This window comes from Treponema vincentii (genome assembly GCF_010365865.1).
Taxonomy (GTDB): domain Bacteria; phylum Spirochaetota; class Spirochaetia; order Treponematales; family Treponemataceae; genus Treponema.
On record NZ_CP048020.1, the window covers coordinates 392,577 to 418,303 of the forward strand.

Sequence of the window (25,727 nt, forward strand, 5' to 3'; positions counted from 1 at the left end):
GGGTTACACTGTATAATAGAGTGAAAAATAACTTCCGATTACAACACCGAGAATCATACCGGCAAAGACTTCAACAGGGGTATGACCTTGAACTTCTTTCACGGGCTTAAAAGGTATGTCCATTGTTTCGGCCATTTTAGCGCCTACTTCGTTTAACATTTTTGCTTGAAGGCCGCTTGAGCGGCGGACGCCCATTGCATCTCTAATAACAATCATCGCAGAAAAAATAGAAAAAATAAATAAATCCGAAGAAACGCCCTGTTTAAAACCGATTGCAGTCGAGAGAGCTGTCACAAGAGCAGAGTGACTTGAGGGCATACCTCCTGTGCGCCATACCAATAAGTCGAAAAAGACCGGCAGAGAATGTACTGATGAACCGCAAAATCCGATGAATGTTTTGATGAATTGACTCAAAAGCCAGCTTGTAATCGCCGCTAAAAAAATCGGATTTTGGGCTATAATTTTAACTTGTGTAAAAAAAACCTGCATCTTGTGGACAGTTTTGTATAATTAACAGCTTTTGTCAAGCACCGTGTCTTTTAAAGAGGCTATCCAGTATTGCATGAGAATGCCGAATGCCACCGCGACATTGAGCGAGGCTTTGATGCCTTTCATCGGAATGCTGACAATACCGGCGGAAACCTTTTTGAGAGCTTCTGCGCTAAGCCCCAGTTCTTCGGAGCCGAGCAGGACGATGCCATGCTTGGGGAAAGAAAAAGAGGTAATCGGAGTGCCACCGGTTTCAAGCGCAAAGACGGGTAAGTCGGCAGGCAGGGATTCAAGCGAGCAATACTCCCACGGCAGAAAGTGGGTGCAGCCCATTGCCGACCGTTGCGCACGGGGTTGTTCGGGTGAAACGCAGCCCTCCGACAAGAGCAGCTTTTCCGCACCGAAAGCCTCTGCGGTACGGAATATGGAACCGAGGTTAAAAGGTGCGCGGATATCTTCGGCATACACATATACCCCCGGATAAAACGGGCGCGTTATCGGAAGCACTGCCGAAGGCGCAGCGATCTGTGTTTCTGTATCAGACACTGCCGGATTCGGCGCGGTTGTATCGTACTTCAGTGCATCGGTTCCGTAGCGCAGCCCGGGAGCGATTAAATCCCATTCGGAGGGCTGCACACCGCTCTGGCGGTACAGCGCATGGCGTAGTGCATTAAACAGTATACGGTAATCCCCTGCGGTCAGCGTTTCCGCACGTAAGGCGGACATATAGGTTTTGACGGCAGCGGTAATAACGGAATCGGACGGATACATTGACGCAAGGTGCGTGCAAAGCCCTTCGATATAAAAGGAATCGCACGAAAGCGGAGTAGCCGAATACGGCAAATCAGAAGAGCATGCAACGCATTCGGTTTCGAGAGTCTCGATGATTTTGATAATCTTGCGTATTTTTTGAGTATGAGGAAGCCGAACAAGCTTAAAAAGCTCGATCATGTACTAATATGCTTGTTTAAGTAGCTCAAACACATCGTCGCTCCGCATCGGTTTGGGGATATAATTCATAAAACTCAGCGAAACGGCATCTTCGGAAATAGCAACCAGCTGCTCAATGGATAAACCGATATCTTTTAAGCGGGTAGGTAGATTTGCTTGAGCCAAACGACGACGGATTTCTTCGATAGCAGACTTTGCTACATAAAGCGGATCGACACCGCGTGTATCGACATTCAGCATCCGCCCGATTTTTACGAGCCTATCGAGGCTCGATGTTTGTGCATTTGTGAGGACATACGGCAAAAGGATTGTTCCGACTACCGAACTGGAAATATTATAGCGGCTTGCACATGCAAGGGCAATGGCGCTACCTAATCCGGGGCTGGAAAAAGAAATGCCTATGGCGGTTAAACAGGCTGCTTCTGCAATAACCGTTTCGCGGGAAGCACCGGTAGCCCGTCCGTACTGCGGATCAAGCGACAATAAGAAGCGGTCAATAGCTTTCCCTAAAATCGTTTCCGACAAAAAGTTTGTTTTTGAGGAAATATATCCTTCAAATGCAATACCGACTCCTTGAAGAATGGTTGCTACGGTTGCATTCGGCGCAAGGTTTGAATAACAGGCGGTATCAAAGACGCAGAGTTTACAAAGGTCATTGCGTACTTTTAGCAAATGAATTTTTCGGGATCGTACATCGACAATCGGGCTGAACGGCGTAAAAGTGAACGGTTCCCTACAAGTAGCCGGGACTTCGATGAAAGGAAGCGGCTCTGCTGTACAGGGTTTTCCTTCGATAAAGTCATAGATTGAGCCGGACTCATTGTACAGCGAGGCAACAGCACGACCAATAGCAACGGGTCCCATACCGCCGGATGCAATGACGGCATCGATAAAAACTCCGCGTGCAAGGCCTAATGCGTTTTCAATGATATCGGAGTCGGCGGAACGTTTTACACCGTCGAATACAAGAACGGATATACCCCTTTCTTCCAGTGCATCAATAACTTTTTTAGCAATACCGGTTTCGTGCAGCAACGGATCAACAATAAATAAGAATTTTTTTCCGAACTGAACGGCTTCCGCACCTATTTTTGCTATGGAGTAGCTTCCGAGGATAATATTTGATGTAAGCTTAAAGGTAAAATTAGACATACTCGTATTCCGCCCTCATTTCAGGTTTTTCGGGAAAATATATTATCGGGAACCTCTAAAAACTGAAGTTTTTAGAGGTTTTCCTTGATTTTAATTTGCGATTAAAATTGCGTTAAAACGACACACCACGGCTTTACCGTACTGTCACACACTTTTAGAGACCGTAATCGTCTAATATCTTGTCAGCAACAAGTTCCAAGAGAGCATTATTTATATATGAAGGATCTGCAAACTTTTTCTTTACCTCGGCAACCTTATCCTCACGAATATCCGGCGCATTTCGTACTGCTTCCAATGCAATGTTTGCATCTGATAACACCCGTGCTTCGTTTGAAACGGAAACGGCATCGGCTTTACCGACCACCTCAGCCCTCTGTGTCCGTTGAATAGGTTGTACAGGTTTTACAGGATCAATTCCGTTTAGTCTATCAATCGTCATGTTTTCTCCGCCTTCCATAGCTTTTATCGGCATTTTTATCAAAAAAATTAAGTCTTCCCTGATACAAAAACAGAAAACTCGCCTTTTATCGATTGCCGCTCCTGTAATGTATGTAAAATATCCGAAACCCGTCCGGATAAAATTTCTTCATGCAGCTTGGTCAGCTCGCGGCCGACAACAACCTGTCTGTTGCTATCAATATCGGCAATATCTTGTAGGAGCTTGATAATTCTAAACGGGGATTCGTAGAGTACAAAACCCGTTTGCATATCGAACAACTCCTGAAGCCGTCGCTTCCTCCGCCCCTGTTTAGGGGGATAAAAACCCCTCAAAAAGCACCGAAGAGTCGCCCGTTCCCGCGATGCTGACCATAACCGCAAATGCGGAAGCGCCCGGGGATAGGGACAACAGGATACCCTGCCTCACGTACCAGCTTGACGAGAACGGCGCCGGGATCGCTCAAAGCCGGAGTACCGGCATCGCTCGCATAAGCGACATCTTTACCTTCAGCCAATAGGCTGATAATCTTCTGTGCGGCCTCCGCTTCGTTCTGCGACCGGCACGAAATAAGTGGCTTCCGTATCTCAAAATGGGTTAAAAGCCCCAGCGTGTGCCGTGTATCCTCGCAGGCAATATAGTCGGCCGTTTTGAAAATTTCCAATGCCCGCACTGTAATATCGCCCAAGTTTCCAATCGGTGTTCCGACTATATATAACGATGCCACGACAAAAGTATACTGCGTTTTATAGGTTGTCGCAAGTCCATGAATCGTGTATCTTATTTATATGGGTACGTTTCTTTCACCGCTTTCATGGTTTATATTGGTATTTATCGGTATACTATTAATGGGGATCGCTTATTTCTTATTTACTTTTAAAAGTAGAAAAATAGGGGATGCAAAATATTTGCCGAAAGGAAAACCGGGAGCCCCCGGCGTCTGCCCTATTTGCTGTACTGTATTAAAGAAAGGGGAGCAGTTAAAAACAAAGGTTTACCCATCGGAAGGAACCGATAGCTTATGCTCAATCTATGGGTGTCCTCACTGTTATCCGATAATCGAGCCCGATGCAGACCGTTTTTGTCCTGTGTGTAAAGCGCCTATTCCAGCCGATTCATATCTGATTGCCCGGTTATTTGACCGCAGTAAAACAGATAAGCATGTCCATATTCTCGGATGTAGAGCATGCCGGCACGCATAAACCGACAATGTCGTATCCTCAATTTTAATCGCAGAAGTATATGCCCCCTTACGGAAAAACTCCGCCTCCGTCGCGGTGATGTCGTCTCGTTTATCGGGAGCGGCGGCAAAACTACGTCTATGATTACGACGGCGAATGAACTCGCTGCTTTGGGGTTGCGCGTTGCGGTAACTACTACTACAAAGATGGGCGTACGCGAAAAAGAACGGCTTAATGCTGCCGTGTCCTTTTTCGGCACGGAGGCAGGAGGAAAGTTGAGTGCACCGCCGTCAGGGGTAATCGAGAGTCTCTGCGATAACTATGATGTTGTTTTAATTGAAGCGGACGGCAGTAAACGGCGGGCGGTTAAGGGCTGGAACGATACCGAGCCTGTCATTCATCCTCGTACCACAAAGACGGTGGGACTTATTTCCACGCGGACGCTCGGCAAGCCGGTGAATGAAACATGGGTTCATCGGCCGGAACGGTTTTTAAACATTACTACCGCAAAGATGAACAGACCGCTGCGACTTACTCATATTATGCAAGCGGTTTTTCATCCGAACGGACTTTTTTTTAAGGCACGCGGTACCTGTTTTGTACTCTGTATCGCGCCGAGGAGCGAACATGAAGCAATCCTCACCGCTTATTATCGTGCGCGGGGCAGGCGATTTAGCCAGCGGGGTACTCGCAGTAATCCATATCTCAGGTTTTCGTGTCCTTGCACTGGAAACCGCAAACCCATCCGCCATCCGCCGCACCGTTGCGTTCAGTGAGGCTGTTAGGCTTGGGCATTGTATAATAGAAGGAATCGAAGCGCGCCTTATTGCAAAAGAACAAGCCGCAGCTATTTTGTCTGCAAATGATAGTGAATCCGGTGCCGATACTACGGTCGCTCTGCACGGTTCAGAGGCGATTACAACCGTCTTATCAGGTGCAGAGGTGATTGCAACCGGTATCAATACTCTTGCGACCGAAACCGGCGCCGCGACCGACTCCAAAGCAAATCCTACAAGTTTTATCCCGATTGCGGTTGACCCTACAGGAGAACTGATCGACATTTTGCACCCAGCTGCCGTCGTAGATGCCGTCATCGCAAAGAAAAATTGCGGTACCCGCCTCGATATGGCGCCGCTTGTGATTGCGCTGGGGCCGGGCTTTACCGCAGGAAAAGATGCGCATATTGTTATCGAAACAATGCGCGGGCATAATTTAGCGCGATTGATTTATCGAGGAACGGCGCTTCCCAACACCGGCGTTCCCGGACTGGTCGGCGGAGAAAGCGTCTTGCGGGTTATCCATGCACCGGCGGAAGGTACGCTGCGCGTTATACACGATATCGGTTCTTCCGTTACCCGCGGTGAAGTCATCGCTCGCATCATACAGGCGGACGGTAGCATTATCGATGTTGCCGCTTCGCTTAACGGGATAATCCGCGGTATGCTGCCCGATGGGTTTGTCGTTCGACGCGGTCTCAAAATGGCGGATATAGACCCGCGCCTTACCGAATTGAACAATTGCTTTACCATTTCCGACAAGGCACGCTCACTCGGTGGGGCGGTATTGACGGCGCTGCTATCCCGCGGTATCGTACCATGAGATAGAACAATGACGGAGCTGTGGATTTGCAGGCATAATGGGTTATCTTCAGAACAAGAGCGCACGCAAGCAAGAAAATTGTTGAAGGCTGCGCTTGTCGAACGGATTCCTCATTGTCCCGATCAGCTCCGGTTTGAATACGGAAAGTATGGAAAGCCGTACCTGAAAAATGCAGCGCTGCAATTCAGTTTATCGTATACGCATGGGGCATATATTATTGCATTATCCGATGATGAGATCGGAGCTGACATTGAACGGCTGCGCGCTGCAAAACCGCATGTTGCAAGCCGCTGCTTTACCGATGCCGAAAACAGCTATCTTTACCAAGACATGACATTGTTTGATAAACGGTTTTACGAGTTGTGGACACAAAAGGAGGCGTATCTCAAATACACGGGGAAGGGGTTTCATTGCTCACCGAAAAGCGTTGATGTTTTAGCCCAACCTATTTACGAATGCCTCTATACGTTGACGGATGATGAGGTAATAATCTCGTTATGCGGTCGAAACATACATCCCGTTTCGGTGTATAAGGTTTCCGACAAATGGAAAGAACCGCTAATGACCGATTGAGTTTTTAACGCTTCTATAAATTAGAAAGTAAAGAGGTATTTTATGAATCAAAATACGGCGATACTGTGTGTTATCGGCGCTCTTTTGCTTATCATGTCGATAAGCTGGATTATCAACCTTGTACGGGCAGCTAAAAATAAGCATCCGTTGCGCTGGCTGGGGCGCGTAGTATATATATCAGGCATCATTTGTATCGGTTTGAATGCAATCCGCAGTTGGCGAATCTATGAAGATAGCGCCGGTATCGTTATCGCAGCTCATGTGATCGCTCTATTCAGTATTTTATCGGCATTTATCCGGTCTGAACGGCAGTACGATGAAAAAAACGACTTCTGAATACGATCGGATATCTACAGGTACCCTTTAAATGCGTCGAACAACGGTATTAATCGACGGCTGTGGGCGCTTAGTTTTTTAAAGTTTGGCATCCGCAGTATACGGCGGGCGGCGGAAGTGAAGGAACTCCGCCGCGTATTTTTGCGGATTGCATAAGTGTCCGCATCCGTTTGCAAGATGAAAAATATCGGTTGAGTTGAGTACTGCCGCGTCGAGGTTATGCTCTACGGAGATAACCGTAAGCCCCTGCTCAGTATTTAATTTTTTAATAAAAGCGTAGATTTCCTGCTGGCTCTGTATGTCGATTCCTGTTGACGGTTCATCAAGGATGAGCAAATCAGGTTCACCGATAAGCGCACGCGCTATATACATTTTTTGCAGCTGCCCGCCGGACAACGTTCCTGCCAAAGCATACTTATAATCGAGCAGCCGGACATCCGAAAGATAGCGGTCGATAACGCCTTTGTCGTGCTGCTTGCGCAATATCCGATACGAGTTTAACGTTTCGTAAACAGTAATGGGAAATCCCGTTATCGACGCTTTTTTTTGCGGTACATAGCCGACACTGCGCGCTCCGCACCGGATACTGCCCGTGTTGGGGGTTAAAAGTCCGAGAATCAGCTTTATCAACGTACTTTTCCCCGTACCGTTTTCGCCGACAATTGAGATGTATGCTCCTTTCTTAATCGTAAGGCAGAGATTTTCAAATAATGCTTTTTTACCGGCGCCGTATTTAAAAGATAAGCCTTGAACACAGACCATCCCGCATGCATCTCCGTGCTCGTGTGCGGGAATAGAGGCCGGTTGAAGAGATTCTTGTTCGTTCATACTAATGTGTTATACGGGTTCGTGGAATTTGGCATTGAGCTTCCCGCATAGTTCACGTAACTGTGCCTCATTTTCAATATTATGCTGCTTTAATAAGACCGGTGGAATTTGATAATAACTGATATTACCGTCAAAAAACTGCAACATAAATTCGGCAAAACTGACCGTAGAAACGAGCTCATAATATTTTTTAGGGGCAGCTTCCGGTTCGTATTGGTATTTTATCGTATTGATAATAGCTGCGGGGAGATGCCATTTTTCCGCAACGGCAACACCGATTGCTTGGTGCTCCATGCCCGACATCACGCTCTTTATGACCTGATCGGGGATATTTTTTTCGGCTTGCAAGGTTTTGATTTTTTCCAGTACTTCCGGATAAATGGAACTGAATACAATCTTACCTAAATCATGTAACAAGGCGCAGACATATATTTCTTCGAGAAGATGGGTTTTCCCTTGCATTTTAGCAAGGTTATATGCAAAAAATGCACATCGATATGTGTGGTTCCATAGTCTTTTCTGTTCATTTCCCGTTACTTTTAAAACTTGTAGCGTCCCAACGGAATACAACAGATGTTGAATACCCCGTAAACCGGCCATTTTGACCGCTTCGGTAATGCTCATACATTCCTTTGTAAGGCCGAACGCAACCGAATTGACGAGTTTTAAAAGATCGGTTGTTAACGCAATATCATCGCTGATAAAAGATGCAATTGTCCCCATCGTTGCATTCGGATCGTTGATGAGATGCTGTATTTGCATGATTTTTTCGGGGAATTGTGGGATTTCTTCAATATAATTGACAATCGTTTTAGTCAATTCCACCAAATGCCGGTTTGCTTCAAAATCAATTGGAATGGTAATCCGATTAATTGTTAAATCTTTTTCGGCAATCAATTCAAATGCATCCTCTTGCAAACCGATTTTTTTAAGCATAAGGAGCATAATAATTAAACCAAGTCCCGCCCCTTCCGTATCGTCGATCGCCTGCATAAAGGCTTGATCCATATTTTCATAGTCTCGTGCAACCACCATTCGGTCGAAAATACGCTTAAATTCTGTTGCGACCATTTGGACATTGTTTCGTACTTCGAAAATAATGTGTCCCTGCTTTACCTGCATAATAACTTTAATATAAAGACCCGCTTTTTTTTGTTGCTGCAGATAGTATTCAATGTTATCGAGACTTTCTTGTTTAAAATTAAGCATTCCCTCGTCGTAGGACTTTTGGTCATAGATATCGAAGCCCTTTTCTTTAAAATATACCCGTTTGGTATTTGCCTTCTTCGCATTTGTGGTCAGTTCATTGAGGCAATAGACAATATAGTCTTGGATTGCGTCCTGATGAATTGCTCCGAGGAAAGCCTTTGCAACATCGACGATATAGGTTTCCGTTTCCTTAGGGAGCGTATAAGTATTAATCGAGATGGGAATATTCATCTGCACCGCTTGTTTAATTTTGTTTTTATCTACCGGTATAGTTGCAACAGTATCCATATATTCAGTATATGAGAGATTGATAATTTTCGCAATGCTTTATATTGATATTCCTAGGGTAAACGCATTAGGCCGTCTTTTTAACAACCCCGCAGAAAAATTGAAACTATTCGACCAGAGTTGAATCTCTTCGTGATTCAAATGGTCTCACAGTCTCAATTTTTCTGCGATTTTTATCTACCCTGCCTGATGTGTTTACCTATTTGCTAGAAAACTGTGCGAAATTTTATTTCCCTGAAATGCAACAGTTGAATAAAATATGAATTTTTGAAACCGTTGCATTGGTGCGCCTCAGGCGCACACGTCAATACGCAAGTTTTCGAAAGAAAACTTGACGGTTAAGATGAGCGGCAGCATTGTAGACGCTCATCTTATACCTATGAAATTTCGCACAGAAGGAAGGCAACCGCTAAAAATATTTTTGATACGGTTGCCCTGTTGATATTCCGTACCATTACGAGTAAAATAGCACGAAATGTGTATCACCTATAAATGATACCATATTTTATCTATATAAAGAGGTCGAATGATTCACACGATTTTAGAGAAGAAACAATTCTCAAAAGATGTTTTCTATCTGCGCGTTGCGGCACCGGAAATTGCCCGTCAGAGAAAGGCAGGACAATTTGTTATTATTCAGCTTGATATCGATTACGGCGAGCGCATTCCGCTTACCATCGCCGATGCCGATCCTTCCGAAGGGTGGATAGCCCTTGTCGTTCAGGCAGTTGGGGCAACCACGATTAAGCTCTGCCGAAAAGAAGTAGGCGATTCGATTGCGGCAATTCTCAGTCCGCTCGGTAATCCCACGCATATTGCAAAGGTCGGAAAAGTTGTCTGTGTCGGCGGCGGTATTGGTACGGCGCCTTTACACCCGATTGCCCAAGCTTATAAACGTGCCGGTAATGAAGTTATCATTATCATCGGCGGTCGTACAAAAGAACTCGTGATTTTCGAGGAAGAAATGCGCAAGATAGCGGATGAGCTCATTATCGTAACGGATGATGGAAGCTACGGCCGAAAAGCGCTGGTTACCGAACCGTTAAAGGAAATCTGCGAAAGCGCAGCGCCGCCTCAAGAGGTTATCGCAATCGGTCCACCGATTATGATGAAGTTCTGCGCAGCAACAACTCGTCCGTTCGGAATACACACGGTGGTCTCGTTAAATACGATTATGATTGATGGCACTGGAATGTGCGGAGGATGTCGCGTTACGGTTGACGGAAAGACAAAGTTTGTCTGTGTAGATGGACCTGAATTTGACGGACACAAAGTCGATTTTGACAATATGATGATGCGGATGAAGGCCTTTAAGGAACGGGAAGATCACGATCGTCATGCATGCAGAATTGGACTGTCAAACGGCGCCAATTAATCCGAACAAGGATGAACCGGCATTTTCGGAGACTTGCCGGATAGAGGAGTATGAAATGGAAAATGAAAATACAAATACCGAACATCACTATGTGCCCCGTGAAGAACTTGCGGAACAGGCAAAAACATATTGGGGCGAACTGAAAGATAAAGAATTAAAAATGAAGGATCGCGGCGCTATCCCGATACAGGAAATGCCGGTACTTGAACCGCATGCCAGAGCCCGCCTTATGGACGAGGTTGCAACCGGCTATACCGAAGAACAGGCGCGGATAGAGGCGGAACGTTGCTTAAACTGTAAGAACCGCCCCTGCGTACAGGGTTGTCCGGTCGGTATACCCATCCCCGAATTTATCACCTGTATTCAGAAGGGAGATTTTAAGGCTTCTGTCGATACGATTAAAACGACGAACTTGCTTCCCGCTATCTGCGGCCGCGTATGTCCGCAAGAAAAACAGTGCCAAGCAGTATGTACCGTCGGCAAAATGCATAAATCAGTGGATAAGGCGGTTGCAATCGGCAGATTGGAACGCTTTGTTGCGGATTGGGAACGAAACAATAATAAGACGACGATTCCACCGGTTGCTCCCGATACCGGAAAGAAAGTCGCAATTATCGGATCGGAACCTGCGGGACTTGCCGCCGCTGCCGATATCCGCCGTGCCGGTCATGCGGTAACCGTATTCGAAGCATTCCATAAAACGGGCGGCGTTATGGTGTACGGAATCCCCGAATTCCGGCTCCCCAAAGACATTGTCGCTAAAGAAGTGGAAAATCTTAAAAAGATGGGCGTCAAATTTGAAACCAACTTTTTAGTCGGACGGACGGCAACGCTGGAACAGCTGCTTCAAGAAGACGGATTCGATGCAGCCTTTATCGGTACCGGCGCTGGGCTTCCTAAGTTTATGAACATTGAGGGAGAAAACCTCATCGGCGTATTCAGCGCAAACGAATACCTAACTCGCGCCAATTTGATGAAAGCCTATCAGGAAGATAAAGCGGATACGCCGCTGTATCCTGCAAAGGTTGTTGCGGTTATCGGCGGCGGGAACGTCGCGATGGATGCCGCCCGTATGGGATACCGGCTCGGCGCCGACAAAGTGTACTGTATTTATCGCCGCACCCGTGCCGAAATGCCCGCCCGTGCCGAAGAAATCGCCCATGCGGAAGAAGAAGGCGTTGAGTTCTGCTTTTTGCAAAACCCGACACGCTTTATCGGCGACAAAGACGGCAAGGTGTGCGCAGTCGAAGTACTAAACTACGAACTCGGCGAACCCGACGCTTCCGGCCGCCGCAGCCCCGTCGCCATTCCGGGCACCGAACACCAAATCCCGGTGGATACGGTTATCGTTGCGCTCGGCAATAGCTCTAACCCGCTGATGGCAAAGACGACGGAAGGATTGCAGGTAACCAAGACCGGCAACATCATCGTCGATGAAAACCAGAAAACCAGTATCCCGAAAGTGTGGTCGGGCGGAGACATCGTACTCGGTGCGGCAACTGTCATCCTCGCTATGGGCGAAGGGCGCAAAGCGGCGGCGAGCATTAACGAATATCTAGCGCAGTAAAAAAGGAGAAAACCGTATGAAAAAGTATGTGCCGGAACCGTTTAGAATCAAAATGGTAGAGCCCATCAAGATGACAACCCGCGAAGAGCGTATCAAAAAGCTTGAAGCGGCCAAGTACAATATGTTCAACCTGCGCGGGGAAGATGTGTACATCGACTTATTAACCGACAGCGGAACAAACGCAATGAGCGATAGACAGTGGGCGGGCGTCATGGTCGGGGATGAGGCGTATGCCGGCGGCAAAAGCTACTTTAAATTGCTCGAAGCGGGACAGGATATTTTCGGATACGAATTTATCCAGCCGGTACATCAAGGCCGTGCAGCGGAAAAAGTTATGTTCCCCTTATTGCTTAAAAAAGGGCAGTTCGCTATTTCCAATATGTTCTTTGATACGACACGAGCTCACGTAACATTATCCGGCGGAAAACCGGTAGACTGCGTGTGTGCGGAAGCAAAAAAACCGTCCGTCTATGCTCCGTTTAAGGGCAATATGGACGTTGAAAAACTTGAAAAGTATATCAACGAATGCGGAAAAGAAAATGTCGGCATGATTGTTATGACTATTACCAATAATTCAGCCGGCGGTCAGCCCGTGTCGATGCAAAACATCCGTGAGGTTTCTGCGGTCGCAAAAAAATACGGCATCTTGTTTAATATCGATGCCGCTCGTTTTGCGGAAAACGCCTATTTTATCAAAGAACGCGAAGCGGGATATGACAATAAATCCATTAAAGATATTGTCCGCGAGATGTTCAGCTATGCCGACACCTTTACGATGAGCGCAAAAAAGGATGCAATCGTCAACATGGGCGGTCTTATCGGTATTAAAAACAACAAAGATATTTACCAGCTGATTAAAGGCAACTGTATTTCGTTTGAAGGTTTTATTACCTACGGCGGTCTTTCCGGCCGCGATTTGGAAGCCTTGGCTATCGGTCTCTACGAAGGTATCGATGAAGAATATCTGAAATACCGCAATGCTTCTATGGAATATTTGGCATCTCAGCTGCTTGATGCCGGTGTTGCCATTCAGAATCCTGCAGGCGGGCATGGTGTCTATGTCGATGCAAACGCAATGTTCCCGCATATTCCCTACTATGAATTCCCCGGCCATACGCTCTGCGTAGAGCTGTACAAAGAAGCAGGTATCCGTACCTGCGATATCGGTTCATTCATGCTCGGCAATGATCCTGAAACGGGCAAGCAGATTAAGTCCGAGTTTGAGTTTGCGCGGCTTGCGATCCCGCGGCGTGTGTATACGCAGGCTCATTTGGATGTTATTGCCGAAGCGTTAATCACCATAAAGGATAGGGCTTCGCAGGTGAAAGGGTACCGTATTATTTGGGAACCGCCGATTTTGCGCCACTTCCAAGCTCATTTGGAACCTATTAAATAGCCAAGCGGGTATTCGGAGCGCAAAACGTACTAATCCACTAATCCACCTATTAAAAAGAAATGGCTATGATACATAAAGAAACACGACGCGATCAATTCGGATCACAGGTTGGGTTTATTCTTGCCTGTATCGGTTCCGCCGTTGGAATGGGAAATATCTGGCTGTTTCCGTTCCGTGTCGGACAGTTTGGAGGAGCGGCGTTTTTAATTCCTTATATTGTTTTTGTTATTGTTATCGGCTACACCGGCATTGTAGAAGAAATGTGCTTAGGGCGGGCGATGAGAACAGGCCCGCACGGCGCGTTTCTGAAAGCGACTCAAATGCACGGCAGTAATTCCGGCGCCGCTATCGGCTGGATTCCCGTTATCGGGTCGCTCGGTATTGCAATCGGATACACGGTTGTTGTCGGGTGGATTATCCGCTTTACGGTGGGGCCTTTTTCGGGTTCCATGCTTGCAGCAGAGAACAGCAGCGCATATTTCGGTGCCATTGCCGGACGGCTTTCAAGTATACCGTGGCACAGTATCGCAATTATCGGCTGCTTTATAATTATGGCAGCAGGTATTTCATCAGGTATCGAAAAAGTCAACAAGGTGATGATGCCTGCATTTTTCGGCTTGTTTATTATTCTTGCCATTCGTGTTGCGACATTACCGAAAGCAGCTGACGGATATACCTTTTTATTTAAAGCAGACTGGAGTAAATTAGCTGATGTAAAAACGTGGGTTTATGCACTTGGTCAAGCATTCTTTTCGTTATCCCTCGCCGGAAGCGGTACTGTGGTATACGGCAGCTATTTGAAGGATAATGAAGATGCTCCGACCAGTGCAAAATTCACGGCGATATTCGATACGCTCGCAGCGCTGCTTGCGGCATTAGTTATTATCCCCGCGGTCTTTGTGTATAACCTTGAACCGACAGCAGGGCCTCCGTTGATGTTTATCACCATGCCGATGATCTTTAAAGAAATGCCTGCCGGCACCCTGTTTTCGATTATATTCTTTGTTGCGGTATTGTTCGCCGGCATTACTTCTTTAATCAACCTATATGAGACACCGGTAGAAATGCTACAGCAAAAGTTTAAGCTCAGCCGGAAGTCCGCTCTTGCAATTGTGCTCGGTCTCGGATTTGCCGTAGGGCTGATTGTAGAAGACGGAAACATACTCGGAACATGGATGGATGTTATCAGTATCTACATTATCCCGCTTGGCGCCTTACTTGCCGGTGTTATGTTCTTCTGGGTATGCGGTAAAGATTTTGTGGTAAATGAAGTTTCAAAAGGCCGTTTAAAGCCGGTCGGCAGCGTCTATGCCGCACAGGGAAAGTATATCTATTGTGGCCTTACCCTTATCGTGTACATCCTTGGTATTTTCTACGGCGGTATCGGCTAACGCGATCGAAGCTGTTGCCAAGCATCAGCAGATCGACATATCAAAAATCCTAGACAAGAAGCGATAAATATTATACGGTATGTACCTGCCGATTAACAATTTTACCATTTTATTAATCGCTTTATTTATAATTAATATAGTAAAGAGGAGTGTAATATGACGTTAAAACAGAAAATCATCATACTCGGTTGTAGTATTGCCCTAATCGCAGGCGTACCTCTTTTTGCAAAACCAAAAACGGTTTCCGTTGCGGTCTTTGTGCCCGGTATTGTCAAAGGAAATCCGACGTATGAATTGCTCGTAGAGGGTGTGCAGGATGCGAAGGTGCAGCTGGACAAAAAGGGGAAACCGGTTACCGTCAAGGTTGTAGAAGGCGGTGTGAATCAGGGTGAATGGCAAAACGGATTGACGGCGCTTGCCTTAAGCAAAAAGTATGATCTCATTATCAGTTCCAATCCTTCGTTGCCGGCAATCGCGGAAAAGGTGCTGCAAGCCGCGCCCAAACAAAAATTCCTGCTGCTGGACGGCTACCTTGCCGGAAACGCACAAATAAAAACAGTCGGATTTAATCAGTACGAACAGGGTTACCTCAACGGTTACTACGCCGCGCTCGTAAGCAGCAGTTCGATGAAGAATGCAAACGCTGCGTATAAGATCGGCCTTCTCGCCGGACAGGAATTCCCGGTTATGAATGACAAAATACGGAAAGGCTACTTGGACGGAGCAAAAGCCGTCAATAAAAACTTTGAGCTCGATTTCCGTGTCCTCGGTAATTGGTATGACGCCGCAAAAGCCTCCGAACTGGCCGCTTCGATGATTAAAAACAATGTGGATGTCATCTTAACAATCTGCGGCGGCGGAAATGCAGGCGTTGTGGCAGCCGCCCGTGAACACGGTGCGTATGTGATGTGGTTTGACCGGCCGGGCTATTCCTACGGGAAGGACATTGTCGTCGGTTCAACGGAAGTCAGCCAAAAGACAGCCTGTACCGATTCCGTGATTGCCTTTGTGGAAGGACGCTTGGAGTTCGGCACATCGGCAGAACTCGGCATAAAAGACGGTGCGGTAAACTTTGCTTTTGAAGGAGTACCTTCCGCCGTACCGGCAGACATTACTCAAAAAGTAAAACAACTGATAGACGGCGTTAAAACCGGAGCATTGACCTTATCCGCTCACTAGGATTCCTTTGTGTTTTCGACGGAAAACTTACGCTTTACGTTTCCGGAAAACGGTATTACGGCTGTAGACGGGGTAAGCATTGAGTTTGAGGCAGGTAAGATACATGCGCTGTTAGGCGAAAACGGCGCCGGAAAATCAACGCTTGCCCGCCTCTGTACCGGTCATTTACAGCCGGACGGCGGCCGCATCCTTTACAACGGCGAAGCGCTGGACTTACGTTCCGCTGCGGACGGTATTGCACAGGGGCTCGTGCTGACGCCGCAGCATCCGCAGCTTTCGGCGGAGCTTACGGTATGGGAAAATCTTGCAATCGGATTACACACCGAAAAAGATATCGCCGCCAACGTTCTTTCGCCCCAAAAAACTCAAAACGCAATTGCGGCGGCGCTCGCCCGCTACGATATCGTACTGCCGCTCACCCAAAAAGCGGAAACGCTCGATACGGCGCAGCTGCACTGGGCGGCAATCGGAGAAGCGCTGCTTAAAAATCCTTCCGTATTCTTTTTAGACGAACCATCCGCCTCCTTTAGTCCGCAGGAAATTACCCAGCTGTACGGCATACTCCGCAGCTGCGCGGACAGGGGCGCATGTATTATCGTAGTAACACACCGCATTCAAGAAGTGTTGAGCTTTATGGACACGGTGCATATTCTGCGGAACGGTAAAACGGTCTGGAACGGTTCTATCGATTCTACCGTAAATGCAAACCTCCTGCTGCAAGAAATTTTCGGTTCCGAACAGGCGGAATGGACCGCCGCCGAAGTACAATCGGATACTCCGCCGATTCAAGCCGACTCCGGTACAGCCGCCGGTTTATCAAACACTAATATTTCATCGTATACAAATTCACCGCAACCCGACACGGTATCTCCGGAACATCCATCTGCGGCATCCCTATCCAAAGCAGCGCTAAAGGGCACGCTACAATCGAGTACGGTCTCTCCGACATCGCAGTTTCAGGCTTCTTCGTCAAAACCGGCGGCGGGACTGACTGTTTCGCATGTTGCTGCCGTCAGCAGCAGAGGCGTCCGCTTTTCGGATTTTTCAATCGATGCTCCGCACGGAAAGATAACCGGCGTCGTCGGCATAAAAAAACAGGGGCTGGAGCTTTTGGAATATCTATTGGTCAACACGCTCAAGCCGGACAGCGGTACTATCCGGTTTGACGGGCAGCCCCTAAGCCGCATACCGCGCGAAACTTACGCCTACATCCCCAGCAAGCGGATGAGGAACGGCATTGCCGGCAGACACAGCATTGCGGAAAACCTCTATGTCCGCGCACGTGCCTCGCTGTACCGCTTCGGTATTTATTCCCCCGCAGCGGTTGAAGAATGGAAACGCTGCTGTTCATTCGATATTCCCCGTTCGTGGAAAGATTCGGTGTTGAGCTTATCGGGCGGTATGATTCAAAAACTGATTTTCAGCCGCGAACTCGACAATCCGCCGCCGCAGTTGGTTATCTGTGCCGAACCCTATTGGGGGCTGGACAGGAAGGTGCAGCTCGCACTGCTGCAGCGGCTCCGCAATCTCGCTGAAAAAGGGGCGGCGGTTATCGTACTCACCTCTGACGTAGACGCCGCGCTTGAAACCTGCGACCGTATTCATGTATTATACCGCGGTGTCCTGACCCGCTTTATGGAACGTTCCGCATATAACCGCGCGGAAATCATTGCGGCGATGATGCAGGCGAGTAAAGATGAATAAAGATACGCAACAACACCGTCTCAAAAAAGCAGCCCCGCTTTTAAACAGTATTATTTCGGTAACCGCAAGCGCAGCAGCAGCGGCAATCTGTTTGGCGGCGCAGAGCGAAGAACCGCTCGAAACACTCATCGCGTTTTTTATTTCCCCTTTTACCAATACTTTTTATTTCGGCAATATGCTCGACCAAGCCTCCCTCATTTTGCTCTGTGCGATGGGTTTTATCCTTCCGGCAAAGGCAGGCTTTTTCAACCTCGGAGGAGAAGGGCAAGCGTATCTCGCTTCGTTTATCGCGGTAGAATTCGCATTGCTGATACCTCAATTCCCGCAGCCCTTCGGCCTTATCACCGGATGCATACTTGCGGCTCTTTGCTCCGGCCTTTTAGGTTTTATTTCCGCTTTTTTGAAGCAATTTCTTGGCATTACCGAACTGATCAGCACCTATTTATTATCGTGCGCACTACTCCCGCTCATCGACTACGGCGTGAATGACATATTCAGGGATTCCTCAAGCAATCTGATGGCAACCCCGTATACCAGCGAAGCGTGGTTCTTCACTTCTTTTTGGAATCCTTCGACATTGAACAGCAGCATCTTTTTTACGGTGATAATAACGGCGCTGCTTTTCTGGATGTTCAAGCGTACCCGCTACGGCTACGAACTCGGATTAACCGGCAATAACCGCGCCTTCGCACAATCCCAAGGAATTAAGGTCGGCTTGATTTCAGTCTTGGCGCTGACATTCGGCGCAGCAGCCCACGGACTTGCGGGCGCATTCAGCGTATACGGCTCGCGGCACTATGTCTATGCGGGCATTACATCGGGACTGGGCTGGAGCGGCATCTCCGCAGCGCTTATCGGGCGCAATCATCCGTTGGGGGCGGTATTCGGCGCGCTGTTTTTTGCATGGATGGAAGCAGGCGGCAAGGCTGCGATGCTCCAGACAAGCACGTCCTTTGACCTTTCGTCAATTGTACAGGGGATTGCGTTTATATTGATAACGGTTGATTTTTTCCGGCAAAAACGAAAAGGAAGTCCTGTATGATAACCGCATCGATTACACTGATTGCACAAGCCGCGCCGCTGCTGATTGCCGCCTGCGCTGCCCTCGTTTCGGAATACGCGGGGCTGTTGAACGTCGGAATAGAAGGACTGATGCTTTTAAGCGCCTTTACGGGAATCGGCGGAATTCTATTAACCGAAAACCTCGGCGGTCTTATTCCGGGGCTTGCCGTCTCGCTTACGTTGGGTGCAGGGTTGAGTATGTTTATTACCTATCTTGCTCTCTATCGTAAAGCCAATATCTACATACTCGGACTTGCAGTAAACTTAACCGCTGCAGGCTTTGTTTCTATACTGAGCACACGGTTTTTCGGTAACCGGAGTATTGTTGCGCTGCCGCCGGAGCTGCTGCTTCAGCCGCAGCTCCTCAAAACGGTGAGCGCAGCGCTCGCCGTTTTGACCGGCCTCGGACTTGCGCTCTTTTGCCGCTACACCAAAACAGGCTTACGGATAAAGATACTCGGAAAAGACTCTGCATTTTTGGATTCGATTGGGGTGCATACCGCACGGTTAAAGATAGCGGCAATGGGTATGTCCGGGGCGGCGGCGGCGTTGGCAGGCTGCTTATTATCCCTCCAGCTGGGAGCCTTTGTTCCAAACCAAAGCGCCGGCAAGGGGTGGATCGCCCTCGTGCTTGCGTATGCAGGCGGACGCTCCGTTATCGGAACAATCTGTGCCGCGCTGCTGTTCGTCTATCTTGAAAACACCATCGCGGCGGCGCAGATCGGTATGGAACATCCGGCGCTCTTGATCGGTCTGCCTTTCGTGCTCGGACTCTTCCTGATTATCGCCGAAAAGCTGATTATCCGCCTATGGAAGCGGTATAGAGGGAAATGACAAGGCAGCCGGGCGAATTCTAAGAAAGATTGGCTATTTCAAATGTTCGGGCAATAATTCTAAAATTGATATAATTTTATGGAGGTAAACAATGATGATTTATGATTATTCGGTGCAGGATGCACAAGGAAACGATGTTTCACTCAGCAAATATAAGGGCAAAGTTCTGCTGATTGTAAATACGGCAACAGCCTGCGGATTTACGCCGCAGTACAAAGAGCTGGAAGAAATCTACGAAAAATACCACGATAGCGGTTTTGAGATAATCGATGTGCCGTGCAATCAATTCGGTGAGCAGGCTCCCGGCACGGATGCGGAAATTCACACATTTTGTACACTGCATTACAACACGAAGTTTCCACAAATGAAAAAATCGGATGTAAACGGAGAACACGCGCTGCCGCTTTTTACCTATTTAAAATCACAAAAAAAATTTGAGGGGTTCGGCGCAGGAAAAATGGCGGAGACGTTGAGAGATTTTATTCAAAAGATCGACAGCGATTATAAAAATACCCCCGACATCAAATGGAATTTTACTAAATTCGTTATTGCCCGGGACGGCACTGTCGTTGCCCGCTTTGAACCGCCCGCCCCTATGTCCGATGTTGCAGCATGTGTTGCGGGGTGTGTGGAGAATTTAGAGGGGAAGTAGGGAAATTCAAAAAAAGGAGTGACTGGCATCTACCTCGATTTCGATACGCCGGACAGAAAGCGCAATATTAAAATGAAAAAAAATAACCGTTGTGCCCGTTTGTATAAATCTGTGAAGCAGCGGTGTAGGTGCGTCGGTTCCTTAATATACCGTAACGATATAATAATTGCCGTGAATGTCAATAGCTTGCTATTAAAGTTCTTCATAGTAATTTCGCCATAGATAAGCTGAGCTTTTTAAATTGTTGCAGAACTATACGGATATATTTATGATTTTACCAGTTTGTACAAACGTTTGGTAACGGCAATTAAATTGATGGATATACGTTGATGCCCCCTGAATTCCCGATTATACGACTTTTTGGAGGTATCATCGATAATCCGCTAGAAGGTGCGATGCAGCCGCTCTCTTTTATACGGTAACTATCGGTGAGGGGAAGATAACCTACCTCATGCTGTCCCGTTATACCCTGTGCGCACCGTCTCCTGCCTCGCAGGCAAAAAAGGAAGCTGTCAGCCCTGTCTTTTCGGTATAGGCGTTGCCGACACGGGCGGTAAATTCCGCAATGGCATCTTTTTGCACTAAGGCAATAGCACAACCGCCGAATCCCGCACCGGTCATCCGCGCGCCTAAGCAACATGGTTCGGCATTAGCGGCATCGGCAAGCGTATCAAGTTCAAGACCGGTTACTTCATAGTCGCGCCGCAGCGAGTCGTGGGACGCCTTGAGCAGTTCACCGAGTTTCGGCAAGTTACCGGCCTTTAGCGCCGCGACCGCTGCAAGGACCCGCTCATTTTCCGTAATGCAATGCCGCACCCGTTTAAAGATACGCTCATCGGCTATAGCTTCGGCAACCATACCTAAATCGGCGGAAGTCAAGTCGCAGAGATTATAAATAGGCTTAATCTTCTGTAAAAAGAGCAAGTCCTTCCATACATTCGGCGCAGCGTTCATTGTACTTTGAGTCTACCAGCGCACGCTGCTTATTGGTATTCATTACGACAATGCGGTAATCACCGAGTACGAGTGGTACATATTCATACTCAAGCGTCGCCGTGTCGAGCAGCATCGCGCATTCTTTTTTACCCATTGCAATACTGAACTGATCCATAATTCCGCACTGCATATTCATAAAGACATGCTCGGACTCCTGCCCCATCTTGGCAAGTTCTACCGGATCAACCTTAAAGCCGAACAATTCGTCGACCGCTCGTCCGAAGCCTACTTCAAGCGCAGCCGATGAAGAAATACCGCCGCCTGCAGGCAGTTTACTGAAAAACAGTACCTCAAAACCGCTTGTCAGTTTGTATCCGCCTTTTTGCAGCATCGCGAGCATACCATTCAGATAGTTCGCATATTGATTTTCTCTCCGGTAGCAGAAAGTTTCCGTAGAAGAAAATTCAAGTGCACCCGGAAACCGTATATCATCATAGATAATCTTTGTGTCAGGGCGCTTGCGCAAAAGCACATAGAGATACCGGTTAATCGCCGCAGGGAACACCTTCCCGCCATTATAGTCGATATGCTCCCCGATAATATTGATACGGGCAGGGGAGGCAATCATCATGATTTCTTCCGTACCTGCTCCATACCGCTCGATAAAGGCCTTGGTCAATTCTGCCTTCATCTTATCTTCCGGCAAATCGGTTAAAAACTGTATAAATTCATGCTGTGTCATAGTGCCCCTCCCTTTAGGATTATCACAGCAGACTATTTTTTAACAACCCCGCAGAATAATGAGGTTGCTTAACCAGAATTGAACCTGCGGTTCAAATGGTTGCTCAACCTCATTATTCTGCGATTCTGATTTATCTGTCTGCTGTGATAATCCTTCTGCTAAATAAAATAAACTGTGTGAAATTTTTGACAAAATTTCACACAAAAGGTAAGCAACCGTTTGAAATATTTTTGGTACGGTTGCCTTATTCTGTTGTCCAACGGTTACTCTTATTTTCGGCATTAGTGGGCTGGTGTTTTATAACCAGTACTTACAGTACCGATGAAAGATCGGCGACGACGGTGTCGATCCGTCTGTTGCTGATATGGGTAACGGTAAAGGTTATCCGGTTGCAAGTGAGCCTCTCATTAGTATGCGGCAGATAGCCCCATTTTTCAAGTAGAAAACCGCCGAGCGTGTCATAATAATCGGAGTGAAAATCGGTGTGCAGCAATTCGTTGCAATCTTCCAGTCGCAGAGCGCCGGGAAGGATAAGCTGCGACGTATTGATAAAGCGGACCGAACGCATCGGGTCGTTCCGCGCCTTGCCATACTCATCCTGCACCGTACTGAACACTGCGGCAATGATATCATCCATCGTAATGAGTCCCGCCACACCGCCGTGTTCATCGATGACGATTGCAATATTTTGCATATTGGTATTCATCGCTCTGATAATCGAAAGGATGGAAGCGCTTTCGGGTACAAAAATTGCAGGGCGCTGCAAAGCCGCAATTCCGGGCTTCCTCCGCTCCTGCACGGCAAACAGCAGTGTCTTATAATGGATAATACCGGTAACGGTCTTTGTTTTGGAATCGTAGACAGGCAGGCGAGAAAAACGGCTGCGACGGAACTGTTCGATAATCTGCGAGAAAGTCGCGGCGGAATTAACGTAAGTAATCGCCGTACGCGGCGTCATAATATTGCGGAGTTTTACGTCCTGCAGCAAAACGGCTTTGCGCAGCAATGCTTCTTCTCCGGCAGCAAGGGCGCCGTCTTCTTGCCCGATATGCACGAGCAGTTGGAGATCTTTTTCTTTAAGCGTATCCGGCGTTGTTTTTGAGCGGGCATTACACAGCCTGAGTACCGCTTTTGTCAGCAGCGAGAATACCGCCACAATGGGACGGAGTACGGTGTAGCAGACATACAACGGCAGCGAGGCTTTTTTACCGATTGATTCCGCCCGTTCGGCTGCCAGCGCTTTAGGGAAAATTTCGGCAAGGATGATGATCAGCACGGTAATAACCGCAGTTGCTGCAGGGACGGCCTGCGCACCGAACACATTGAGGGTAAAAGCAGTGATGAGTCCCGAATTGAGCGTATTGACAAAATTGGTACCGATAAGCGCGGTTGTAACAATTTTGTCCTTCATCTCCACCAGCCGAGCCAACCGTTGAGCATTCCTGCGGGAACTTTTTTTAAGACTGCGATATTCCGGACGCGTAATAGCCGTTACCGCGGTTTCGGTGCCGGAAAAAAAGGCTGCACAGGCGAGCAGGATAATTATTTCAACACTGATAATAATGAGATTCATTCTTCCACCTGCATCCGCACTTCAACTTGCTCAATGCGGTTTGCTTCAACCTTTGTTACGGTAAAAAGATACGGTTCAATACTGATCGAATAACCGGCTGCCGGAATTTCTCCGGCCTTCTCCATAATGTAGCCGCCGATGGTGTCGCTGTACTGCGATTCAAGGTTGAGGTTCAGCTTTTCGTTTAAGTCGGCAAGCCGGGTAATACCTGCGATGGTGAAGGCTTCCTGTTCTTCAGCTCCATTACGAGCGGTTCCTGTATTATCGCTGCCTATACCATCAGCTCCTGTCCGTACCGGTGCGCTTGGTGATGCACTTGTCGGCATGGAGTTTGATGCGATCTCCGCAGGTGTTATACCGAATTCATTTGCTGCCGATGTTGCGTCGGCTTCGGTTGCTGCTATAGCCGCTGCCTGCCCTGATTTACTTACCGTCGATAGAGCTGGTGATGTGTTATTGGGTACGGCCTGTGTCGTTTCTGCCGTATCAACGTGTATGTTTGCATCCGCCATAGCGGTGTGAGTGTCCACGTCTGCCTGTACATCATACTCATCAAAAATATTGCCGAATATTTCTTCGCTGACATCCTCAACGGTTATCAGCCCTGCAGTGCCGCCGTACTCGTCAAGTACAATCGCCATTGTCTGCTGCTCGGTATGGAATTTTTTTTCCACTTGAGCGAGCTTCGTTGTTTCAAACACAAAGAGCGGTTTACGCAGATAGGTGCTTACCTGAAAGGTGTCGCTTTCGTCCAAGTATTCAGGAGAAAAAAGGAAGTCTTTAATATAGAAGAAACCTTGTATATCATCGATATTCGTGCTGTATACAGGGAAGCGTGAAAATCGAGATTTTTTTGATAGCTCAATGATTTCTGCTGCGGCTGCTCCAATATGAATTGCTGCAATGTCACGCCGCGGCGTCATTACGCTGCGGACGGAAAAATCGCCGTAGCGGAGAATATTCGTCAGCACGGTGCGTTCATCGCTGCCGATAAAGCCGCCCTCCTCCCGTGCCTGAAAAAACTCGCGTAAATCTGCCTCGGTAACGGCTGCTGTGTTTTGTGCTTCACGGATACCGCAAAGCCGCAGCAGAACACCGGTAACTGCGGAAAAAAGCGTAACAATCGGCGAAAGAATTGCCATCAATAATAGGATGAAGTGGGCAAAGGCAAGACTCAAAGCATCGGGGTACACCAACGCAATTGACTTAGGTAAAATTTCGCCGAAGATCAATAGCAGTACCGTACCGGCAGTGACCGCAATACCCAGTCCGGAATCTCCGAATATCCGCAGCGCAGCAGCAGTCAGCACTACGGAAATAGCGATGTTGACAATACTGTTTCCTATTAAAATCGTCGATAAAAATTTTTGTTTGTTTTGCAGAATTTTTTCCGCCCGTGCCGCTGCACGGTTATTCCGTTCGCGCAAAAAACGCAGCTTGAGCTTATTCAAAGACAAGAACGCCGTCTCCGCCGATGAAAAAAACATCGACAGCAAAAACAGCGCCAATAAACTGACGAGAAGTAATAGCGTATGCGGGGGTTCTCCAGTATCCATATTCGATAGACTATATTAGAAGGAATTTTTAAAAATGTCAATTTTCTTATTAAGAGTGCTTCCTGCTTGACAAAATATGATACGGCATATACCTTTTTATTAGGAATATCATTCTTAAAGGAGGAAGATATGAGAAAAGAATTCCGCATTACGGCGTTGATAGTAGGTATCCTTTCTATTATTGCGGGTATCTATATGTTCGTCAGCCCGATTACCAGCTTGGCGTCGCTTTCATTTTTTTTAGCAGTGGTCATGTTTATAAACGGTGTGTATGAAATTATCCATTATTTTGCAGACAGAGAAGATCATATCTTGATTGTTTTGCTGAACGGTATCCTCACCATTCTGCTTTCAATTCTCGTATTCTCCAGTCCTTTGTTCACAGCTGCAACCTTTATTCCGTATCTATTTGCTTTTTGGATATTGTTCAGCGGCATTACGCGGCTTGCCACCAGTTTTAAAATTCGCTACATAACCAGAAGAGGCGGCTTTTACTTACTGTTAGTCGGCATATTGGGCATTATCTGTGGCATCGTCATGCTAATGCATCCGCTCTTTACCAGCCTGTTCGTCGCGTACATGATCGGCTTCGACTTTATTTATCACGGTATTATCAGTATCGTTTTATTCTTTAGAGGACGGTAAACGATTAGAAGATACTCATCAACTGATGCATGATACTGTGCATTAGTTGATGATAAGTTTTTTTATCATGCGA

General features: G+C 47.4%; 23 protein-coding genes and 2 pseudogenes. 14 read left to right on the forward strand and 11 right to left on the reverse strand.

Translation table 11 applies throughout. From position 1 onward, the window contains the following. Positions 1 to 3: 3 nt before the first annotated feature. The 5 genes and pseudogenes from GWP43_RS01795 to rsmI all read right to left on the reverse strand — a co-directional run bounded on the left by GWP43_RS01795 (position 4) and on the right by rsmI (position 3,755). Positions 4 to 489, reverse strand: a complete 486-nt coding sequence (locus GWP43_RS01795) for a divergent PAP2 family protein (RefSeq protein ID WP_162662235.1) — start codon at positions 487 to 489, stop codon at positions 4 to 6. A 21-nt stretch (positions 490 to 510) separates the two neighbouring features. Further along, a complete protein-coding gene (locus GWP43_RS01800; protein WP_162662237.1) occupies positions 511 to 1,440 on the reverse strand; it encodes a TrmH family RNA methyltransferase in 930 nt (309 codons plus the stop codon). Between the two features lie 3 nt (positions 1,441 to 1,443). Next, positions 1,444 to 2,592, reverse strand: a complete 1,149-nt coding sequence (locus GWP43_RS01805) for an iron-containing alcohol dehydrogenase (protein WP_162662239.1) — start codon at positions 2,590 to 2,592, stop codon at positions 1,444 to 1,446. A gap of 154 nt (positions 2,593 to 2,746) precedes the next feature. Beyond that, complete coding sequence (locus tag GWP43_RS01810) at positions 2,747 to 3,031, reverse strand: flagellar biosynthesis anti-sigma factor FlgM (RefSeq protein ID WP_162664711.1); 285 nt, start codon at positions 3,029 to 3,031, stop codon at positions 2,747 to 2,749. Between the two features lie 47 nt (positions 3,032 to 3,078). Beyond that, positions 3,079 to 3,755 (reverse strand): annotated as a pseudogene (gene rsmI / locus GWP43_RS01815) (16S rRNA (cytidine(1402)-2'-O)-methyltransferase). Positions 3,756 to 4,214: 459 nt separating this feature from the next. On the opposite strand from rsmI, the gene yqeC reads away from it, so the two are divergent. The 4 genes from yqeC to GWP43_RS01835 are packed head-to-tail and all read left to right on the forward strand — an operon-like array spanning position 4,215 to position 6,717. Beyond that, complete coding sequence (yqeC, locus tag GWP43_RS14420; RefSeq protein ID WP_162662241.1) at positions 4,215 to 4,985, forward strand: selenium cofactor biosynthesis protein YqeC; 771 nt, start codon at positions 4,215 to 4,217, stop codon at positions 4,983 to 4,985. Between the two features lie 49 nt (positions 4,986 to 5,034). Then, positions 5,035 to 5,808 carry a selenium-dependent molybdenum cofactor biosynthesis protein YqeB gene (gene yqeB / locus GWP43_RS01825; protein WP_230978139.1) on the forward strand — a complete coding sequence of 258 codons (774 nt, stop codon included), beginning with the start codon at positions 5,035 to 5,037 and terminating at the stop codon, positions 5,806 to 5,808. Positions 5,809 to 5,817: 9 nt separating this feature from the next. Further along, a complete protein-coding gene (locus tag GWP43_RS01830) occupies positions 5,818 to 6,381 on the forward strand; it encodes a 4'-phosphopantetheinyl transferase family protein (RefSeq protein WP_162662245.1) in 564 nt (187 codons plus the stop codon). A gap of 42 nt (positions 6,382 to 6,423) precedes the next feature. Then, positions 6,424 to 6,717 (forward strand): hypothetical protein, encoded by a 294-nt coding sequence (locus GWP43_RS01835; RefSeq protein ID WP_162662247.1) that lies wholly within the window; start codon positions 6,424 to 6,426, stop codon positions 6,715 to 6,717. A 78-nt stretch (positions 6,718 to 6,795) separates the two neighbouring features. On the opposite strand, the gene GWP43_RS01840 is transcribed toward GWP43_RS01835, so the two are convergent. Both GWP43_RS01840 and GWP43_RS01845 read right to left on the reverse strand, forming a co-directional pair. After that, on the reverse strand, positions 6,796 to 7,479 hold the full coding sequence (locus GWP43_RS01840) for a metal ABC transporter ATP-binding protein (protein WP_203232456.1): 684 nt from the start codon (positions 7,477 to 7,479) through the stop codon (positions 6,796 to 6,798). A 75-nt stretch (positions 7,480 to 7,554) separates the two neighbouring features. Then, positions 7,555 to 9,042 (reverse strand): HDOD domain-containing protein, encoded by a 1,488-nt coding sequence (locus GWP43_RS01845; protein ID WP_162662251.1) that lies wholly within the window; start codon positions 9,040 to 9,042, stop codon positions 7,555 to 7,557. A 529-nt stretch (positions 9,043 to 9,571) separates the two neighbouring features. Between GWP43_RS01845 and GWP43_RS01850 the strand changes: the two genes are divergently transcribed. The 9 genes from GWP43_RS01850 to GWP43_RS01890 all read left to right on the forward strand — a co-directional run bounded on the left by GWP43_RS01850 (position 9,572) and on the right by GWP43_RS01890 (position 20,202). Continuing rightward, positions 9,572 to 10,417, forward strand: coding sequence for a sulfide/dihydroorotate dehydrogenase-like FAD/NAD-binding protein (locus GWP43_RS01850; protein WP_203232457.1), 846 nt, complete (start codon positions 9,572 to 9,574; stop codon positions 10,415 to 10,417). A gap of 55 nt (positions 10,418 to 10,472) precedes the next feature. Beyond that, entirely contained in the window at positions 10,473 to 11,984 is a 1,512-nt protein-coding gene (gene gltA, locus GWP43_RS01855; RefSeq protein ID WP_162662255.1) for an NADPH-dependent glutamate synthase, read from the forward strand. 16 nt (positions 11,985 to 12,000) lie between these two features. After that, positions 12,001 to 13,380, forward strand: a complete 1,380-nt coding sequence (locus GWP43_RS01860) for a tryptophanase (protein WP_162662257.1) — start codon at positions 12,001 to 12,003, stop codon at positions 13,378 to 13,380. Positions 13,381 to 13,445: 65 nt separating this feature from the next. Further along, entirely contained in the window at positions 13,446 to 14,771 is a 1,326-nt protein-coding gene (locus GWP43_RS01865) for a sodium-dependent transporter (RefSeq protein WP_162662259.1), read from the forward strand. 156 nt (positions 14,772 to 14,927) lie between these two features. Beyond that, positions 14,928 to 15,950: a BMP family ABC transporter substrate-binding protein gene (locus GWP43_RS01870; protein WP_162662261.1), complete on the forward strand. Its 1,023-nt coding sequence runs from the start codon at positions 14,928 to 14,930 to the stop codon at positions 15,948 to 15,950. Positions 15,951 to 15,959: 9 nt separating this feature from the next. Next, positions 15,960 to 17,654: an ATP-binding cassette domain-containing protein gene (locus GWP43_RS01875; RefSeq protein ID WP_162662263.1), complete on the forward strand. Its 1,695-nt coding sequence runs from the start codon at positions 15,960 to 15,962 to the stop codon at positions 17,652 to 17,654. After that, positions 17,647 to 18,696: an ABC transporter permease gene (locus GWP43_RS01880; RefSeq protein ID WP_162662264.1), complete on the forward strand. Its 1,050-nt coding sequence runs from the start codon at positions 17,647 to 17,649 to the stop codon at positions 18,694 to 18,696. The genes GWP43_RS01875 and GWP43_RS01880 overlap by 8 nt, the downstream gene beginning before the upstream one ends. Further along, entirely contained in the window at positions 18,693 to 19,550 is an 858-nt protein-coding gene (locus GWP43_RS01885; protein WP_162662265.1) for an ABC transporter permease subunit, read from the forward strand. Before GWP43_RS01880 ends, GWP43_RS01885 begins: the two co-directional genes overlap by 4 nt. A 91-nt stretch (positions 19,551 to 19,641) precedes the next feature. Further along, complete coding sequence (locus GWP43_RS01890) at positions 19,642 to 20,202, forward strand: glutathione peroxidase (protein WP_162662266.1); 561 nt, start codon at positions 19,642 to 19,644, stop codon at positions 20,200 to 20,202. Positions 20,203 to 20,664: 462 nt separating this feature from the next. On the opposite strand, the pseudogene GWP43_RS01895 reads toward GWP43_RS01890, so the two are convergent. The 4 genes and pseudogenes from GWP43_RS01895 to GWP43_RS01910 form a co-directional block, all read right to left on the reverse strand. Next, positions 20,665 to 21,880, reverse strand: a pseudogene (locus GWP43_RS01895) (galactokinase). A gap of 39 nt (positions 21,881 to 21,919) precedes the next feature. Next, positions 21,920 to 22,162, reverse strand: a complete 243-nt coding sequence (locus GWP43_RS01900; protein WP_162662267.1) for a hypothetical protein — start codon at positions 22,160 to 22,162, stop codon at positions 21,920 to 21,922. A gap of 28 nt (positions 22,163 to 22,190) precedes the next feature. Next, positions 22,191 to 23,453 carry a hemolysin family protein gene (locus tag GWP43_RS01905; RefSeq protein WP_162662268.1) on the reverse strand — a complete coding sequence of 421 codons (1,263 nt, stop codon included), beginning with the start codon at positions 23,451 to 23,453 and terminating at the stop codon, positions 22,191 to 22,193. Beyond that, on the reverse strand, positions 23,450 to 25,009 hold the full coding sequence (locus tag GWP43_RS01910) for a hemolysin family protein (RefSeq protein WP_162662269.1): 1,560 nt from the start codon (positions 25,007 to 25,009) through the stop codon (positions 23,450 to 23,452). Before GWP43_RS01910 ends, GWP43_RS01905 begins: the two co-directional genes overlap by 4 nt. Positions 25,010 to 25,138: 129 nt before the next feature. Between GWP43_RS01910 and GWP43_RS01915 the strand changes: the two genes are divergently transcribed. After that, positions 25,139 to 25,654 carry an HdeD family acid-resistance protein gene (locus tag GWP43_RS01915; RefSeq protein ID WP_162662270.1) on the forward strand — a complete coding sequence of 172 codons (516 nt, stop codon included), beginning with the start codon at positions 25,139 to 25,141 and terminating at the stop codon, positions 25,652 to 25,654. Positions 25,655 to 25,727: the final 73 nt, after the last annotated feature.

Bases quoted from the DNA above. Each gene is read 5' to 3' on its own strand.
- GWP43_RS01795 (WP_162662235.1), bottom strand. From the start codon at position 489: ATGCAGGTTTTTTTTACACAAGTTAAAATTATAGCCCAAAATCCGATT.
- GWP43_RS01800 (WP_162662237.1), bottom strand. From the start codon at position 1,440: ATGATCGAGCTTTTTAAGCTTGTTCGGCTTCCTCATACTCAAAAAATA.
- GWP43_RS01805 (WP_162662239.1), bottom strand. From the start codon at position 2,592: ATGTCTAATTTTACCTTTAAGCTTACATCAAATATTATCCTCGGAAGC.
- GWP43_RS01810 (WP_162664711.1), bottom strand. From the start codon at position 3,031: ATGACGATTGATAGACTAAACGGAATTGATCCTGTAAAACCTGTACAA.
- yqeC (WP_162662241.1), top strand. From the start codon at position 4,215: ATGCCGGCACGCATAAACCGACAATGTCGTATCCTCAATTTTAATCGC.
- GWP43_RS01830 (WP_162662245.1), top strand. From the start codon at position 5,818: ATGACGGAGCTGTGGATTTGCAGGCATAATGGGTTATCTTCAGAACAA.
- GWP43_RS01835 (WP_162662247.1), top strand. From the start codon at position 6,424: ATGAATCAAAATACGGCGATACTGTGTGTTATCGGCGCTCTTTTGCTT.
- GWP43_RS01840 (WP_203232456.1), bottom strand. From the start codon at position 7,479: ATGGTCTGTGTTCAAGGCTTATCTTTTAAATACGGCGCCGGTAAAAAA.
- GWP43_RS01845 (WP_162662251.1), bottom strand. From the start codon at position 9,042: ATGGATACTGTTGCAACTATACCGGTAGATAAAAACAAAATTAAACAA.
- gltA (WP_162662255.1), top strand. From the start codon at position 10,473: ATGGAAAATGAAAATACAAATACCGAACATCACTATGTGCCCCGTGAA.
- GWP43_RS01860 (WP_162662257.1), top strand. From the start codon at position 12,001: ATGAAAAAGTATGTGCCGGAACCGTTTAGAATCAAAATGGTAGAGCCC.
- GWP43_RS01865 (WP_162662259.1), top strand. From the start codon at position 13,446: ATGATACATAAAGAAACACGACGCGATCAATTCGGATCACAGGTTGGG.
- GWP43_RS01870 (WP_162662261.1), top strand. From the start codon at position 14,928: ATGACGTTAAAACAGAAAATCATCATACTCGGTTGTAGTATTGCCCTA.
- GWP43_RS01880 (WP_162662264.1), top strand. From the start codon at position 17,647: ATGAATAAAGATACGCAACAACACCGTCTCAAAAAAGCAGCCCCGCTT.
- GWP43_RS01885 (WP_162662265.1), top strand. From the start codon at position 18,693: ATGATAACCGCATCGATTACACTGATTGCACAAGCCGCGCCGCTGCTG.
- GWP43_RS01890 (WP_162662266.1), top strand. From the start codon at position 19,642: ATGATGATTTATGATTATTCGGTGCAGGATGCACAAGGAAACGATGTT.
- GWP43_RS01900 (WP_162662267.1), bottom strand. From the start codon at position 22,162: ATGCCGAAAATAAGAGTAACCGTTGGACAACAGAATAAGGCAACCGTA.
- GWP43_RS01905 (WP_162662268.1), bottom strand. From the start codon at position 23,453: ATGAATCTCATTATTATCAGTGTTGAAATAATTATCCTGCTCGCCTGT.
- GWP43_RS01910 (WP_162662269.1), bottom strand. From the start codon at position 25,009: ATGGATACTGGAGAACCCCCGCATACGCTATTACTTCTCGTCAGTTTA.
- GWP43_RS01915 (WP_162662270.1), top strand. From the start codon at position 25,139: ATGAGAAAAGAATTCCGCATTACGGCGTTGATAGTAGGTATCCTTTCT.